The 16685-nt window shown below is 64.8% G+C and carries 13 protein-coding genes; 10 read left to right on the top strand and 3 right to left on the bottom strand.

The features are described 5' to 3' along the window. Positions 1-38 precede the first annotated feature (38 nt). The 5 genes from LZ585_RS03550 to LZ585_RS03530 all read left to right on the top strand — a co-directional run bounded on the left by LZ585_RS03550 (position 39) and on the right by LZ585_RS03530 (position 5823). Positions 39-1559 carry an ABC transporter ATP-binding protein gene (locus LZ585_RS03550; protein ID WP_234855072.1) on the top strand — a complete coding sequence of 507 codons (1521 nt, stop codon included), beginning with the start codon at positions 39-41 and terminating at the stop codon, positions 1557-1559. Then, complete coding sequence (locus LZ585_RS03545) at positions 1556-2632, top strand: ABC transporter permease (protein ID WP_234855071.1); 1077 nt, start codon at positions 1556-1558, stop codon at positions 2630-2632. The genes LZ585_RS03550 and LZ585_RS03545 overlap by 4 nt, the downstream gene beginning before the upstream one ends. Next, a complete protein-coding gene (locus LZ585_RS03540) occupies positions 2629-3519 on the top strand; it encodes an ABC transporter permease (protein WP_234855070.1) in 891 nt (296 codons plus the stop codon). The genes LZ585_RS03545 and LZ585_RS03540 overlap by 4 nt, the downstream gene beginning before the upstream one ends. A 28-nt stretch (positions 3520-3547) precedes the next feature. Beyond that, positions 3548-4627 (top strand): BMP family ABC transporter substrate-binding protein, encoded by a 1080-nt coding sequence (locus tag LZ585_RS03535; RefSeq protein WP_234855069.1) that lies wholly within the window; start codon positions 3548-3550, stop codon positions 4625-4627. A 238-nt stretch (positions 4628-4865) separates the two neighbouring features. Then, positions 4866-5823, top strand: a protein-coding gene (locus LZ585_RS03530; RefSeq protein WP_139086627.1) for an IS630 family transposase whose coding sequence is annotated in 2 segments (ribosomal slippage) — positions 4866-5207 and positions 5209-5823 — 957 coding nt in all. Because the reading frame shifts where the segments join, the coding sequence is not laid out codon by codon here. A 103-nt stretch (positions 5824-5926) separates the two neighbouring features. Here LZ585_RS03530 and purU read toward each other — a convergent pair. The 3 genes from purU to LZ585_RS03515 all read right to left on the bottom strand — a co-directional run bounded on the left by purU (position 5927) and on the right by LZ585_RS03515 (position 10003). After that, positions 5927-6811 carry a formyltetrahydrofolate deformylase gene (gene purU / locus LZ585_RS03525; protein WP_234855068.1) on the bottom strand — a complete coding sequence of 295 codons (885 nt, stop codon included), beginning with the start codon at positions 6809-6811 and terminating at the stop codon, positions 5927-5929. A 117-nt stretch (positions 6812-6928) separates the two neighbouring features. Then, entirely contained in the window at positions 6929-8095 is a 1167-nt protein-coding gene (locus LZ585_RS03520) for a M20 aminoacylase family protein (RefSeq protein ID WP_234855067.1), read from the bottom strand. Between the two features lie 75 nt (positions 8096-8170). Further along, entirely contained in the window at positions 8171-10003 is a 1833-nt protein-coding gene (locus LZ585_RS03515; RefSeq protein WP_234855066.1) for an ABC transporter ATP-binding protein, read from the bottom strand. Positions 10004-10258: 255 nt separating this feature from the next. Between LZ585_RS03515 and LZ585_RS03510 the strand changes: the two genes are divergently transcribed. The 5 genes from LZ585_RS03510 (at position 10259) to LZ585_RS03490 (ending at position 16685) form a co-directional block, all read left to right on the top strand. After that, positions 10259-11959: a peptide ABC transporter substrate-binding protein gene (locus LZ585_RS03510; protein ID WP_234855065.1), complete on the top strand. Its 1701-nt coding sequence runs from the start codon at positions 10259-10261 to the stop codon at positions 11957-11959. 107 nt (positions 11960-12066) lie between these two features. Then, positions 12067-12225 carry a hypothetical protein gene (locus LZ585_RS03505; protein WP_234855064.1) on the top strand — a complete coding sequence of 53 codons (159 nt, stop codon included), beginning with the start codon at positions 12067-12069 and terminating at the stop codon, positions 12223-12225. Between the two features lie 19 nt (positions 12226-12244). Continuing rightward, a complete protein-coding gene (locus LZ585_RS03500) occupies positions 12245-13252 on the top strand; it encodes an ABC transporter permease (protein ID WP_234855063.1) in 1008 nt (335 codons plus the stop codon). Then, a complete protein-coding gene (locus tag LZ585_RS03495; protein WP_234855062.1) occupies positions 13245-14240 on the top strand; it encodes an ABC transporter permease in 996 nt (331 codons plus the stop codon). The genes LZ585_RS03500 and LZ585_RS03495 overlap by 8 nt, the downstream gene beginning before the upstream one ends. A gap of 69 nt (positions 14241-14309) precedes the next feature. Beyond that, the gene (locus LZ585_RS03490) at positions 14310-16685 is read left to right on the top strand and encodes an ATP-dependent helicase (RefSeq protein ID WP_234855061.1); all 2376 of its coding nucleotides are present in this window, start codon (positions 14310-14312) and stop codon (positions 16683-16685) included.

The following is a 16685-nucleotide window of genomic DNA, read 5'->3' as shown; positions in this document are numbered from 1 at the left end:
GATAAGCATGGGTAAGGATTTGACCAAGGGGACAAAGTTTGACCGACGCGGCAGTTTTCCGGGCCAGGGGGATCGGCAAATCCTATCCCGGCGTCCGCGCCAATGACGATGTGTCCTTTGCGGTCGCAACGGGGGAAATCCACGCCCTGCTGGGCGAAAACGGCGCGGGCAAATCGACGCTGGTCAAGATGATCTATGGCCTGATCCGCCCGGACGATGGGGAAATGCTGCTGAACGGGCAGCCGCACCAGCCGACTGACCCCCGCGCCGCACGGTCGGCCGGCGTGGCGATGGTGTTCCAGCATTTTTCGCTGTTCGACGCCCTGACGGTCGCGGAAAACATCGCCCTTGGGATGGAGAACCCGCCGCCCCGGCGCGAGCTGTCCGCCCGGATCGCGCAGGTTAGCCACGACTTCGGCCTGCCCCTGAACCCCGCGCGCCGCGTCGTCACCCTGTCCGCGGGCGAACGCCAGCGGGTGGAAATCATCCGCTGCCTGCTGCAGAACCCGCGCCTGCTGATCATGGACGAACCGACCAGCGTCCTGACCCCGCAAGAGGCCGAACTGCTGTTCGCGACCCTGCGCAAGCTGGCGGACCAGGGCACCGCGATCCTGTACATCAGCCACAAGCTGGAAGAAATCCGCACCCATTGCGACCGCGCCACGATCCTGCGCCATGGCCGGGTGGTGGACAGTTGCGATCCGCGCGCCCATTCGGCCCGGACGCTAGCCGCGATGATGGTGGGCGGCGAAATGCGCCCCATCGATCGCAGCGGACGGCAAGCGGGCGAGGTCCTGTTGCAGGTCAAGGGCTTGTCCCTGCCCGCCCCCACGGCGGAAGGCACGGCGCTCAAATCCGTCGCCCTGACCCTGCGCGCGGGCGAGATCCTGGGCATCGGCGGGGTCGCGGGCAACGGCCAGGACGAATTGCTGGCGGCCCTGTCGGGCGAGATGCGCAGCGCACCCGGCACGATCCTGCTGGAAGGGGCCGACCTGTCCCGCCTCGGCCCCGAGGCGCGGCGCTGTGCGGGCCTTCTGGCCGCACCCGAAGATCGGTTGGGCCACGCCGCCGTTCCCGACTTCAGCCTGACCGACAACACCCTGCTGACGGCGGGCGCGCGCAAGGGGTTGGTCCGCATGGGGCTGATCGACCGCGCCGCCGCCCGTGCCTTTGCGCAGGACGTGATCCGCGCCTTTGACGTCCGCACCCCCAGCCCCGGCACCGCCGCCAAGGCCCTTTCCGGCGGCAACCTGCAGAAATTCGTCATCGGCCGAGAGGTGATGCAGGCCCCCCGCGTGCTGGTGGTGAACCAGCCCACCTGGGGTGTCGATGCGGGCGCTGCCGCAGCCGTGCGCCAGTCGCTGCTGGATCTGGCGAGCAAGGGCGCGGGCGTGATCGTGATTTCCCAAGACCTGGACGAGATATTGGAACTTTCCGACCGTTTCTGCGCGCTGAACGAAGGCCGCCTTTCCGCCCCCGTCCCAACAGATGGGCTGACCCTGGACCAGATCGGCCTGATGCTGGGCGGCGCCCACGGGATGGAGGTGGCCCACCTATGATCCGCCTTGTCCCGCGCACTGAAACCTCGGCCCTCTGGCAGATCGCGACTCCGGTCATGGCGGTGGTGGCCACAATGCTGGCGGGCGGGCTTTTGTTCGCGATCATGGGCTATGACCCGGTGGCCGCGATCCGCACCATCTTCTGGGATCCGCTGTTCGGGCCTGCCGCCGGCTATTCCCGCCCCCAGCTTCTGGTCAAGGCCGCGCCCCTGATCCTGATCGCCTCGGGCCTTGCCGTGGGCTTTCGCGCAGGCATCTGGAACATCGGGGCCGAGGGGCAATACATCATCGGCGCCATCACCGGCGCCGCCGTCGCCCTTGCCGCCTATCCCGCGCCCGAGATGTGGATCTTCCCCGCCATGGTGATCGCGGGCGCACTGGGCGGCTGGGCCTGGGGCATGATCCCGGCCCTGCTGCGCAACTGGTTCGGCGCGTCCGAGATCCTGGTGTCGCTGATGCTGGTCTATGTCGCGCAGCGCATCGCCGCCTGGATGGCCTTCGGGCCAATGAAAAACCCCGAGGGCTTCGGGATGCCTGGATCGCGCAACCTGCAGCAATATCCCGCCGCCTCGAACCCGGAACTGATCGCCGGGACCGGCGCGCATTGGGGCGTGGTCGCGGCCGCCGCAGCCGTGCTGGCGACATGGTTCCTGATGTCGCGCCATATCCGTGGCTTCCACATCCGCGCGGCAGGCATCGCCCCCCGCGCCGCGCGCTTTGCTGGCGTGAAGCCCCAGACGCTGGTGGCCTTCTGCCTGGGCCTCTCGGGCGCGCTTGCCGGGATGGCGGGACTGTTCGAGGTCGCGGGCCCGGCGGGCCAGATCACCGACAAGGTCGGCGTCGGCTATGGCTTCACCGCGATCATCGTGGCCTTCCTGGGCCGGTTGCACCCCGTGGGCATCCTGCTGGCGGGGCTGCTGCTGGCATTGACCTATATCGGCGGGGAATTGGCGCAGCTGACGATGAACCTGCCCGCCGCGACCGTGCAGGTCTTCCAGGGGATGCTTCTGTTCTTCCTTCTGGGCTTCGACCTGTTGACCCGTTACCGCATCACCAGAAGGGCCACGGCATGATGATCGACCCCATAGCCCTGTTCCTGCTGCTTCTGTCCGCATCGACCCCGATCCTGTTCGCCGCCTTGGGCGAACTGGTCGTAGAACGCGCGGGCGTCCTGAACCTCGGGGTCGAGGGGATGATGATCGTGGGCGCCCTGTCGGGCTTTGCCACTGCCTATTACAGCGGCAATGCCTTCCTTGGCTTTGCCGTGGCGGCGCTGGCGGGGGCACTGGTCGCCCTGCCCTTCACGATCCTGACGCAGTTCCTGATGTCGAACCAGGTCGCATCCGGCTTGGCGCTGACCCTGTTCGGCTTGGGCCTTGCCGCGCTGTTCGGCAAGCCGGTCGAGGGGGTGAGGGCACCCACGATGACCGCCGGGCCGCTGGGCCTCAACTGGATCGTCTGGCTGGGGCTGGCGATGGTGCCCGCGATCTGGTGGTTCCTGAACCGGTCGCGCGCAGGGCTGATCCTGCGCGGCGTGGGGGAAAACCACGACGCGGCCCATGCGCTTGGCTATGACGTGCGGCGGGTGCGCCTTGCCGCAATCGCCTTTGGCGGGGCCATGGCGGGGATCGGCGGGGCCTTCATCTCGGTCGCGACCGTGCTGCAATGGACCGAAGGGATGACCGCCGGCGCGGGCTGGATCGCGCTTGCCATCGTGGTCTTTTCCAACTGGACGGCACCGGGCGTTCTGGCCGGAGCCTGGCTTTTCGGCGGCGTCACCGTGCTGCAACTGCGCCTGCAGGCGGCAGGCGTGCGGGTGCCGGTGCAACTGCTGTCGATGGCGCCCTATCTGGCCACGATCATCGTGCTGGTGGCGATTTCGGCGCGCCAAAAATTCAGCCGCCGCGCGGGCGGCACCGCCCCCGGATCGCTGGGGCAGGATTTTCACGCCCTGCGCTGATGCGCCGGGTTCATCAGAGAGGGAACACATGAACCGCAGACAGCTTATCGCCAGCGTCGCCGCCATGACGACGATCAGCCTTGCCCTGCCCGCCTGGGCCCAAGACGAGCCGCTGAAGGTCGGCTTCATCTATGTCGGCCCGGTCAGTGACGGCGGCTGGACCTATCAGCACGACCAGGGCCGCCTTGCGGTCGAGGAGGAATTCGGCGACCGGGTGGAAACCACCTATCTGGAAAGCGTCCCGGAAGGCGTCGATGCCGAACGCGCGCTGACCCAGTTGGCGCTTGCGGGCAACGACGTGATCTATGCGACCAGCTTCGGCTATATGGACGCGGTCATCAACGTCGCGGCCAAGTTCCCCGACATCAAGTTCGAACACAACACCGGCTACAAGCGCACCGAGAACGTGGGTACCTATGACGGCCGCTTCTATGAGGGCCGGGCCGTCACCGGGACCATCGCGGGCCGCATGACCCAGTCGAACAAGATCGGCTATATTGCGACCTTTCCGATCCCCGAGGTGATCCAGGGCATCAACTCGGCCTATATCCACGCCAAGAAGGTGAACCCGGACGTCGAGATGCGCGTGGTCTGGGCCTATACCTGGTTCGACCCCGCCAAGGAGGCCGACGCCGCCAACGCCCTGATGGCCGAAGGCGTGGACGTGATCCTGCAGCACACCAACTCGACCGCGCCGCTGGCGCAGTTGCAGCAACAGGGCAAGATCGGCTTTGGCCAGGCCGCCGACATGGCATCCTTCGCGCCGACACCGCGGGTGTCCTCGGTCTATAACAACTGGGCTGCGCATTACGTCAAAAGCGTGGGCCGCGTCCTGGACGGCACATGGCAGCCCGAGGCCGTCTGGGGCGGCATCGGCGACGGCATCGTTGCCATCGGCGAGATCACCGAGGCTGTCCCCGCCGAAGTCAAGGCCGAGGCCGAGACCCTGCGCGACAATATCGGCGCAGGCGAATACCACCCCTTCACCGGCCCGCTGAACAAGGCGGACGGTTCGGCCTGGCTGGCCGAGGGTCAGGTGGCCACGGACGAGGAACTGTCGGGGATGAACTTCTTCGTGGAAGGGATCAACGCGGAACTGCCGCAATAAGAAAGCCGGGGGCGCTGCCCCCGGTCCCCCGGGATATCTCGACCAAGGCAAAAGCCATGACGCCCCGATTCCGAAAGGAACCGGGGCGCTTTGCCTTGGACGGTCATCGGCGTCCCCGCCTGTACCGTAAGCCTCTGATAACGCAGACGGATTAGAGCGTATTGCGGCTTTCCCGATTCAGGATACCCCTGTGGCTTGATCTGTGATTCCCTGCCTGCATGACAGGTGGAGGGATGATATGGGCAGACCGCATCCTATGGCGCTCCGAGAGCGCGTTGTGGCGTTTGTGGAGGAAGGGAACTCGCACCGTTCAGCCGCTGCGCGGTTCCGGGTTTCGGTGAAGTTCGTCAACGACATGGTGATCCTGAAGCGCGAGACGGGCGGGTTAGCTCCGCGTGCCCAAGGCCATGGTGGTGGTCATGGCAAATTGGTTGGTGTGGGGGACTGGATCACCGCGCGCATGAAGGCGAAGCCCGATCTGACGCTGAACGACCTGGTCGGCGAACTTGCGGATCATCACGGCATCGCCATTCACCGTGTCTCGGTTTGGCGGTTTTTGCGCGGTCTCGGGCTGACACACAAAAAAAGACCTGCAAGCCCTCGAGCAGAAGCGGCCTGAGATCCGGCAGGCACGCCATATCTGGATCACACGACGCCAACCGTTCATGCGCAGCGCGTTGACGCGCCTTGGTTTCATCGACGAGACGTCGCTGAAGACGAACATGGCCAAGACCACCGGATGGTCTCCAAAAGGCGCGCGCCTTGTCGACCATGCGCCCTTCGGCCACTGGAACACCCAGACCTTCATCGCCGCCCTGCGCCATGACCGGCTGGATGCGCCCTGGGTGATCGACGGTGCCATGAACCGCGAACTGTTCGAGCTCTATGTCGAAACCCAACTGGCCCCGACACTGCGACCCGGCGATGTGATCATTCTGGATAACCTGTCATCGCACAAGAGTCCCAAGGCAGCGGCGACTATGAGCGCCGTTGGCGCGTGGTTCTTGTTCTTGCCTCCCTACAGTCCGGATCTGAACCCGATCGAGATGGCCTTCGCAAAGCTCAAGGCCCTGATCCGGAGAGCCGCCGCGCGAACCTACGAGGCTCTCTGGCACGCCGTCGGGCAGGTCTGCGATCTTTTCACCGATGAGGAATGCTACAATTTCTTCAAAGCCGCCGGATATGAAACCGATTAGACGCAACGCGCTCTAAGAAAAGGTTTCGCCGCTTTGCCTTGGCTGAAATATCCTGCGGGGGAGTCGCGCGTCAGCGTGACGGGGGCGCAAAGCCCCCTTCAACTTATCCCATCCGTTCGCTGACATAGCTGCCGGGCGACGGGGGGAAGACCACGGTCTTGTCGCCGTTCAAGAAGACGCGCCCGTGGATATGGGCGTGGACGGCGCGGGCCAGAACCTGCGCCTCGACATCGCGGCCCAGCGACACATAGTCGCCCGGCGACTGGGCGTGTGTGACGCGCACGGTGTCCTGTTCGATGATCGGGCCTTCGTCCAGGTCGGCGGTCACGTAATGGCTGGTCGCCCCGATCAGCTTCACGCCGCGCTCGTAGGCCTGCTTGTAGGGGTTGGCGCCCTTGAACGACGGCAGGAACGAATGGTGGATGTTGATGATCCGCCCCGACATGGCCTGGCACATCTGATCCGACAGCACCTGCATATATCGCGCCAGCACGATCAGCTCCGCGCCAGCGTCGCGGACAATGCGCATCTGCTCGGCCTCGGCCTGAGCCTTGTTTTCCTTGGTCACGTTGACGCAGTAATAGGGCAGGTCATGGTTCACCACGACCTTTTGGTAATCCATGTGGTTGGAAATCACCGCCACGATGTCGATGGGCAGCGCGCCGATCCGCCAGCGATACAAAAGGTCGTTCAGGCAGTGCCCGAAACGGCTGACCATGATGACGACTTTCTTCTTCACAGCGTCGTCGCTGAACTCGGCCTCCATTCCGAAGCGTTCGGCGATGGGTGCGATGCCCTGCTGCAACTGGCCCAGGGCTGCCGTTCCTTCGGATCGGAAGCTGACGCGCATGAAGAAACGGCCGGTTTCCGTGTCATCGAACTGCGCGCTGTCGGTGATGTTGCAGTCGTGCCCGGCCAGATAGCCCGAGATGGCCGCCACGATCCCGCGGGTCGAGGCGCAGGTGACGCGCAGCGTATAGCTTTTCATGGGGTCCGCTTTCTCGGCTGTCAGGATTGACAGCATTTCGGACGATTGCAGCGGAATGACAATCGCATTTCCGACACTGCCGGGGATAGCTGCGACATCCCCGGCAGCAAGGAATGATCAGGCGGCGGGCATCCGCTGTTCGACCATGCCTGCATACCAGCTTGATCCCGCCGGGATCGCATCGTCGTTGAAGTTATAGGCGGGGTGGTGGACCATCGCCGTGTCGCCGTTGCCCACGAAGATATAGGCGCCGGGCTTTTCGTTCAGCATATAGCTGAAATCCTCTCCGCCCATCATCGGCTGCATATCCATGTTCACGTCGCCCGCGATCTCTCGCGCTACGTCGGCGGCCCAGACGGTCGCCTGGTCGTCGTTCATCGTGACCGGATAGCCGCGCTGATAATCCACCTGCGCCGTGGCTCCCATGGCGGCGGCGATGTTGGTGGCAACGCGGGTGATGCCCTCTTCCAACTGGTCGCGGACGCCCGGATCCAGGCTTCGGGCCGTGCCCTTCAGCTTGACCACCTGCGGAATCACGTTATGGGCGGTCGAATCCGTGGACACGACGCAGACCGAGATCACTGCGTTCTTCAGCGGATCGATGTTGCGCGCGACCACCGATTGCAGGGCCACGATGATCTGGGCGGCGGTCAGCGTGGTGTCGATGCATTCATGGGGCTTGGCGGCATGGCCGCCCTTTCCCGTCACGATGATGTCGAACTGGTCCGCCGCCGCCATCATGGCCCCCGGCTTGATCGAGAAGCTGCCCACCGGCATTCCCGGCATATTGTGCATCCCGTAGAATTCCTGGATGTTCCAGCGGCTGACCAGACCGTCCAGCACCATCGCCTCGCCCCCTGCCCCGCCTTCCTCGGCGGGCTGGAAGATCACCACGGCGGTTCCGTCGAAGTTGCGCGTCTCGGCCAGGTATTTCGCGGCGCCCAGCAGCATCGCGGTATGGCCGTCATGGCCGCAGGCGTGCATCTTGCCCGGCGTTTTCGACGCGTAACCCAATCCCGTCTGCTCGATGATCGGCAGGGCGTCCATGTCGGCGCGCAGGCCGATCACGCGGCCCCGGCTGTCGGTTCTGCCCTTGATGACGCCCACGACGCCGGTCCGGCCCACGCCCTCGACCACCTCGTCGCAGCCGAAGCCGCGCAGTAATTCGGCCACCCGGCCTGCGGTGCGGTGAACGTCATACAGCAGTTCAGGATGTTCGTGGAAATCGCGGCGCCATGCGGTGATTTCAGGCAGAAGTTCGGCAAATCGGTTTTTGACGGGCATGAACGGTCTCCTTCAGCGGGGACAGGGTGAACCCATTCTGCATGATCTGCAAGCTCAGGTTTCGGGGGTTTGACCCTAGTGATGGGTCGCCGGTTCGACCAGAACCTTGTGACCCGGCGCGACCTCGCGATACACCGAGGGCGCTGCCTGGTAATCGACGGGATGGATGGGCGAGGGGATGGGCTTGAAGTTCAGATCCTCGCTGATCTTCTTCTGGCGCGGATCAGCCACCGGCACGGCGGCCATCAACTGCCGGGTGTAATTGTGTTGCGGGTTCTCGAACACTTGGGCACGGGTGCCCATTTCCACGATGCGGCCCAGATACATCACGCCGACATGGTGGCTGACGCGTTCGACCACAGCCATGTCATGGCTGATGAACAGCATCGAGATGCCCAGATCCTGCTGCAACTCCATCAGCAGGTTCAGCACCTGCGCCTGCACCGACACGTCCAGCGCCGACACGGCCTCGTCCGCGATGATCAGCTTGGGGTTCAGGGCAAGCGCGCGGGCGATGGCGATGCGCTGGCGCTGGCCGCCCGACATCTCGTGCGGGTAACGGCGCATGAAGCTGCGGGGCAGTTCCACCCGGTCGAACAATGCGGCGATCTTGTCGCGGCGTTCGGACCGGCTGCCGATGCCGTAATTCTCCAACGGCTCGGCCACCTGGTCATAGAGCTTCATATGCGGATCGAGGCTGGCAAAGGGATCCTGGAAGATCATCTGCATGTCGCGGCGCGCGCGGCGCAGATCGCGCGGGGACAGCGCCAGAATGTCGGTGCCGCCCAGATCGACCTTTCCCGAATCCGGTTCGACCAGCCGCAAGAGAGACCGCCCGCAGGTGGATTTCCCGCAGCCGGATTCGCCAACCAGCGACAGGGTTTCGCCCGCGTTGATGGTAAAGCTGACATCCTCGACCGCGTGGACGCGGGCTGTGGTGCGGCGCAAAAGCCCGCCCTTGACGGCAAAGCGCGTGGTCAGGTTCCTCACCGTCAGCAGGGGCTTGGGATCCTTGACGATGATCGGCTCGGGCGCCGACAGGGTGCCGTCGCGCATCAGGCGCATCCGTTCGGGGGCGGGCTTGCCGGTCATTTCCCCCAGGCGCGGCACGGCGGCCAGCAGCATCCTGGTATAATCTTCCCTGGGGTTCTCGAAGACCTCGGCGACGGGGCCTTCCTCGACCTTCTGGCCGCGATACATGACGACCACGCGGTCGGCCATCTGCGCCACCACCGCCATGTCATGGGTGATGAACAGCACCGCGATCTGCTTTTCGCGCTTCAACCGGTCGATCAGCGCCAGGATTTCTGCCTGGATGGTCACGTCCAGGGCGGTCGTGGGTTCGTCGCAGATCAGCAGGCGCGGCTCGCAGGCCATGGCGATGGCGATCACGACCCGCTGGCGCATCCCGCCCGACAATTCGTGGGGATACTGGTCCAGCCGGCGCTCGGGTTCGGGGATGCGGACCTGGCGCAGGATTTCCAAGGCGCGGGCACGAGCCTGGGCCTTGGTCATGTTGCGATGGACCATCAGCCCTTCGGTCAGCTGGTCGCCCACGGTAAAGACCGGGTTCAGCGCCGTCATCGGTTCCTGGAAGATCATGCCGATCTGGTTGCCGCGAATGTCGCGCATCGCGGGGGATGATTGTTGGGCCAGGTCGATCTGGCGCCCGTCGCCGCTGTCGAACATCAGCCGCCCGCCCGTGATCGTGCCACCGCCGAATTCCACCAGCCGCATCAGGGATAGCGAACTGACCGACTTGCCCGACCCGGACTCGCCCACGACGCAGACGCATTCGCCCGGGTTGATGGCAAAGCTGATATCCTTGACGCCCACCACGACGCCATCGCCGGTTTCGAACTCGACCCGAAGTTTCTCAATGGAAACAAGCGGTTTGTCATCCAGCATCAGATCGCCCCCGGCATGGTCACCGGGCAAGGCTAGTCACCCTCGGCGGAAAGTCAAAGGCGAAAGAACCGCCGCCCTGTCACGCGATAGGACTTGCTTTCCAAAGGGGCTTCGATTGAAACTGATGCCATTCCGCAGGGCCCGGGAACCGCAACGATCCCCCGGCATACCAAGGGAAACAACGACATAAGCCTGACAAGGGCAACAGACATCCCCGGCCGCGCCCGCGGTTGCACCTTCCGACAGGAGAGATTGATGAAGCTGAAGACAATGCTGATGAGCGCGGTCGCCACCCTGGCCCTGGCGCCCGCCGCCATGGCCGAACGGGGCAGCGACGGCGCGCTGAACATCATCATGTGGCAGGCGCCGTCCACGATGAACCCCTATCTTTCGGGGGGCACCAAGGAACTGATCGCGTCCAGCATGGTGCTGGAGCCGCTGGCCAGCATGAGCCCCGAGGGCGAGCATGTCCCCCGCCTGGCAGCCGAAATCCCGACGCTGGAAAACGGCGGCATCGCCGAGGATCTGAAATCGGTCACCTGGAAACTGCAGGACGGGTTGAAATGGTCCGACGGCACGCCCGTCACGGCTGCCGACGTGGTGTTTTCAGGCCAGTACTGCATGGACCCCGAGGGTGGCTGTTCGCAGCTTGCCAAGTTCGAGGGGATCGACAAGATCGAGGCGGTCGATGACCTGACGGTCAAGATCACCTTCAAGGAAGCAATGCCCGATCCCTATTCGGCCTTTGTCGGCGCGAACGGGCCGATCATCCAGAAGGCGCAGTTCGAAAACTGCATGGGCGCCAATGCGCCGACCTGCACGGACCAGAACTTCAATCCGATCGGCACCGGCCCGTTCCGCGTCACGCAGTTCCTGACCAATGACGTGATCACCTTCGAGGCGAACCCCGAATACCGCGACGCGATGAAGCCCGCCTTCGCGACCGCCACCATCAAGGGCGGCGGCGATGCGGCGGCGGCGGCGCGGGCGGTTCTGGAAACCGGCGAATACGATTACGCCTGGAACACCCAGCTTGCCCCCGACGTGATCGCCGGGATGGAGCAGATGGGCCGGGGCAAGGTCAGCGCGGCCTTTGGCAGCCTGGTGGAACGGATCCACGTGAACCTGACGGACCCCTCGTCGTCCCATCCCGAAGGCGAGCGTTCGACGAATGCCCATCCCCATCCCTTCCTGACCGACCCGGCGGTGCGCAAGGCGCTGTCGATGGCCATCGACCGCCAGCTTCTGACGGAAATCGGCTATGGCGCGGCGGGCCAGCCCACCTGCAACTATGTCCCGGCACCCGAGGCCTGGGCCTCGACCAACGAGGAATGCCTGACCCAGGACATCGAGGGTGCCAAGGCGCTGCTCGAGGAAGCAGGCTGGACCGTGGGCGGCAGCGGCGTGCGCGAAAAGGACGGCGTGCAGTTGAAGATGGTGTTCCAGACCTCGGTCAACGCGGTGCGCCAAGATTTCCAGGCGCTGATCAAGCAGTGGTGGTCGGAAATCGGGATCGAGACGGAACTGAAGACCGTCGATGCCTCGGTCTTCTTCGGGACCGATCCCGGCTCGCCCGACACGCTGCAGAAATTCTATGCCGACGTGGAGATGTATGCCGACAACTTCGAGGGCGGGAACCCCGCGCCCTATCTGGCCAAATGGACCTGCGACAAGGCCCCCAGCCCCGCGAACCAGTGGCAGGGCGAAAACATCAGCCGCTATTGCGACCCGGCCTATGACGAGTTGATGGCCGAGCTGAGCCGGACCGTCGATCCGGCAGCGCGCGCCGAGATGGGCCGGCGGCTGAACGATATGCTGACCAAGGACAGCAACGCGATCATTCCGCTGATCTATCGCGGCACGGCCTCGGCCCATTCCAACAGCCTGGGCGGAGTCGTCATGAACGCCTGGGATTCGGAACTGTGGAACGTTGCCGACTGGACCCGCGTCCAGTAATCCCGACCGGCCCCGCGATCCGTCGCGGGGCCGAATTCATCAAGGCAAGGGTTGAACGTGAAGAAAGCTCTGGTCCCGGCGCTGACGATGGCCGCGCCCGCCCCGGATTGCGCTTGCTGTTTCGGCAGGGCGCGTCGGTGCTGAACCCGTTCCTGTCCACCGGCGCCAAGGACATGGATTCCGCATCCGGTTTTCTGGCGGGCGTCCCGCCCCATGGGTGGAAAGGCAGCCAGTGGACCATCGCCGATCCGTGCCGCGCCGAATGACATTTCCTGGAGGCCTGCGATGCTGACATTCACCATCCGCCGCCTGCTGCTGGCGATCCCGACGCTGTTGTTCATCTCGTTCGTGATCTTCATGCTGCTGGAAGCATCGCCCGGCGATCCCCTGGGCGACGTGCCGCTGACCGTCCCGCCCGAGGTCAAGGAACGGATGCGAGAGGCGCTTGGCCTGGGGCAGGCCTGGTACATCCGCTATGTCCTGTGGCTGAAGCAGTTCTTCTGGGTCGAGCCGCTGTATTGGTTCGACAGCGTGTTCGGCACCCAGTTCAGTGCCGGGATGCAGCGGATCATCAGCTTCCAGTCGCGCAGCCCGGTCTTCGACGTGATCGCGCAGCGCGTGCCGCAGACGCTGACGGTGGTGGGATTCAGCTATCTGGTGGGGATCCTGATCGCGCTGCCCATCGGCATCATCTCGGCCTACAAGCAGTATTCCTGGTTCGACCAGCTTGGCACCTTTGTGTCGATGATCGGCTTTTCCATGCCCACCTTCTTCACGGGCGTGGTGCTGATCATCATCTTCGGGGTCAAGCTGCAATGGTTCCCGTCCGTGTATGACACCACCTTGCAGGTGCGCGACTGGGACAGCTTCTGGGCGCAGGTGCGGCAGATGGTCATGCCGGTGACAGTGCTGGCGCTGTATAACGCGGCCCAGATCAGCCGCTTCATGCGTGCCTCCATGCTGGACAACCTGAGCCAGGATTACGTCCGCACCGCCCGCGCCAAGGGATTGTCGGAAAGGACCGTGGTGCTGAAGCACGTGCTGAGGAACAGCCTGATCCCGGTCATCACCGTGATCGCGCTTGGCCTGCCCGCCGTCTTCGGCGGCGCGATCATCACCGAACAGGTGTTCAAGGTGAACGGGCTGGGCCAGTTGCTGATCACCGCGATCCACGGCAACGACATCCCCATGGTGCTGACGCTGACCTTCATCTTCGCGATCCTGATCGTGCTGTTCACCCTGATTGCCGACATCCTTTACGGCATCCTTGACCCGAGGATCCGCTATGACTGACCCGGAACGCCAGCACGCCCTTGATACCGCCGAAGCGGTGGATGCCACCGCAGCCTCGGCCGGCGTGGTCGCGGGCCTGCCCCCGGCCGATCCCCACCAGGCAGGGGGCGAGACGCGCAGCCAGTGGCGCGACATCTGGCGCCAGTTCCGCAGCCATCGCGGTGCCATGGTGGCCTTGGTGCTGTTCGTGGGGACCATCCTGTTCGTGACCGTCGGTCCTTACATCTGGGCCCTCGACCCGACCTATGTGGACATCCGCGCGCGCAATTCCGGCTTTTCCGCCGCCCATCCGCTGGGCACGGATCAGCTGGGCCGCGACATGCTAGCACGGCTGATGGCCGGGGGGCGGGTGTCCATCGCCGTGGGCCTGACCGCGATGATCATCGCCATCACCCTGGGAAGCCTGATCGGCCTGGTATCGGGATATTTCCGGCGCATGGACGCACCCCTGATGCGACTGACCGAACTGTTCCTGGCGCTGCCCCTGCTGCCCTTGTTGCTGCTGATGGTGACGCTGTTCCGCGAACCCTTGTCGCAATCCTTCGGCCCCGCCATGGGCACCTTCATCCTGATCGTGTCCGCCATCGGCGCGACAAGCTGGATGCAGGCCGCCCGCATCGTGCGCGGCGACGTGCTGGGCCTGAAGGAACGCGAATTCATCCTGGCCGCCAAGTCCATCGGCACGCCTGCCCACCGGATGATCCTGCGCCATGTGCTGCCCAATGTCCTGTCGCCGATCATGGTCGCAGGCACCCTGGGCATCGCCACGGCGATCATCACGGAAAGCGCGCTGTCCTTCCTGGGCCTGGGCTTTCCGCCGGATTTCCCGACCTGGGGGCGGCTGCTCTATGACGCGGTGGACCAGATGATCATGTATCCGTGGCGGGTGATCCTGCCAGGGCTGTTCATCTCTCTGACGGTGTTGTGCGTGAACTATATCGGCGACGGGCTGCGCGACGCCATGGATCCGCGGATCCGGGGGCGGTAATTCAAAGGGCCACGAACGAAGGCAGAACACGGGCTTTCCATGCCCTGCCCTTGCGCCTATGTTGGCGGGATGGAGCTTTTGGACGATTCCGACGATATGGGCGATGTCCCGCTGTCCCGCCGCGCAATGGCCGCGCGCCCTGCCCCCTATCTGGACGGGTTGAACCCGGCGCAGCGGGCGGCGGTGGAAACGCTGGACGGCCCGGTGCTGATGCTGGCGGGCGCGGGCACGGGCAAGACCCGCGCGCTGACCACGCGGATTGCGCATCTGCTGATGCTGGGCCGTGCGCGGCCTGGGCAGATCCTGGCCGTGACCTTCACCAACAAGGCCGCGCGGGAAATGAGGAACCGCATCGCCCGCCTGCTAGGCGAGACGGTCGAAGGAATGCCCTGGCTTGGCACCTTTCATTCCATCAGCGTCAAGATCCTGCGCCGCCATGCCGAGTTGATCGGCAATGGCGACGTGCATCTGAAGCCCTCCTTCACCATCCTGGACACCGACGACCAGATCCGTCTGATGAAACAGCTGATCCAGGCCGAGAACCTGGACGAGAAACGCTGGCCCGCCCGCCAGCTTGCCGGGCTGATCGACGGCTGGAAGAACCGCTGCCTGACCCCGGCGAACCTGCCCAAGGGCGAGACTGCCAGTTTCGACGGCTGGGGCGGGCGGCTTTACAAGGCCTATCAGGATCGGCTGCTGACGCTGAACGCCGTCGATTTCGGCGATCTGCTGATGCATTGCGTGACGCTGTTCCAGGCGCATCCCGACGTGCTGCGCGGCTGGCAGGACCGGTTCCGCTATATCCTGGTGGATGAATACCAGGACACCAACGTGGCCCAATACCTCTGGCTGCGGCTGCTGGCGCAGGGGCACCGCAACATCTGCTGCGTGGGTGACGACGACCAGTCGATCTATGGCTGGCGGGGCGCCGAGGTCGGCAATATCCTGCGCTTCGAACACGACTTTCCGGGTGCCCAGGTGGTGCGGCTGGAACAGAACTATCGGTCCACCCCGCAGATCCTGGCTGCCGCATCGGGCCTGATCGCCGCCAACCAGGGCCGGCTGGGCAAGACCCTGTGGACCGATGCCGAGACCGGAGAGCCGGTGCGCCTGATCGGCCATTGGGACAGCGAGGCCGAGGCCCGCTGGATCGGCGAAGAAATCGAGGCCTTCCACGGCGGCCACCGCGCCAGCATCGGCCGCACCAGTCTGAACGACATCGCGATCCTGGTCCGCGCATCCCACCAGATGCGCGCCTTCGAGGATCGCTTCATGTCGATCGGCCTGCCCTATCGCGTGATCGGCGGCCCGCGTTTCTATGAACGCGCGGAAATCCGCGATGCCATGGCCTATTTCCGGCTGGTGGTCAGCCCCGCCGACGACCTGGCTTTCGAACGCATCGCCAATACCCCCAAGCGGGGCTTGGGCGAAAAAGGCTTGCAGGCCATTCAGCACATGGCGCGGGCGCGGGGCCTGTCCCTGCTGGAGGGCACCGTTGCTGCGCTGTCCGCGGGCGATCTGTCCGGCAAGGCCGCAGCCCATATGCGCCAGTTCACGGAAAGCATGGGCCGCTGGCACGCCGATGCCCTGGACGACCGCGTGAGCCATGTCGAACTGGCCGAGCGGATTCTGGACGAATCCGGCTATACCGCCATGTGGCAGGCCGACAAGACCCCCGATGCGCCGGGGCGGCTGGACAACCTCAAGGAACTAGTCAAGGCGCTCGAGGAATTCGAGAACCTTCAAGGCTTCCTGGAACACGTGGCCCTTGTCATGGACCGCGACGACGGGGACGCGGCCGAACAGGTCAGCATCATGACCCTGCACGCGGCCAAGGGCCTGGAATTCCCCATTGTCTTCTTGCCGGGCTGGGAAGACGGCCTGTTCCCCAGCCAGCGCGCGATGGACGAGAACGGCACCAAGGGGTTGGAGGAGGAACGCCGCCTGGCCTATGTCGGCATCACGCGTGCCGAACGGCTGGCGACGATCAGCTTTGCGGGCAACCGGCGGCTGTATGGGCAATGGCAAAGCAGCATGCCGTCGCGCTTTGTCGATGAACTGCCGCCCGAACATATCGAGGTGCTGACCCCGCCCGGCCTTTACGGCGGCGGATACGGCGCGGCCATGGCATTCGCGGCAGGCGGCCCGGTCAACGTGCTGCACGAACGCGCAGCCAAGGCCGATGTCTATAACTCGCCCGGCTGGAAGCGGATGCAGACACGGGCGGGCGAACGCAAGGCGCCGGTTCACCGCGCGCCCATCATCATCGACGCCGAACCGGCCGCGAAGTTCACCGTGGGCGACCGCGTGACCCATGCCAAGTTCGGCGAAGGCACGATCGTGGGCATTGCCGAAGATACGCTGACCGTCCAATTCGGCGCGGGCTTCAAGAACATCAAGGCGGCCTATGTGCAGCCCGTGGGCGCAGACGACGTTCCGTTCTGA

This window comes from Paracoccus everestensis (genome assembly GCF_021491915.1).
GTDB lineage: Bacteria > Pseudomonadota > Alphaproteobacteria > Rhodobacterales > Rhodobacteraceae > Paracoccus > Paracoccus everestensis.
Note: the sequence above shows the minus strand (reverse complement) of the source record. Positions and strands in the feature narration are given on the sequence as shown.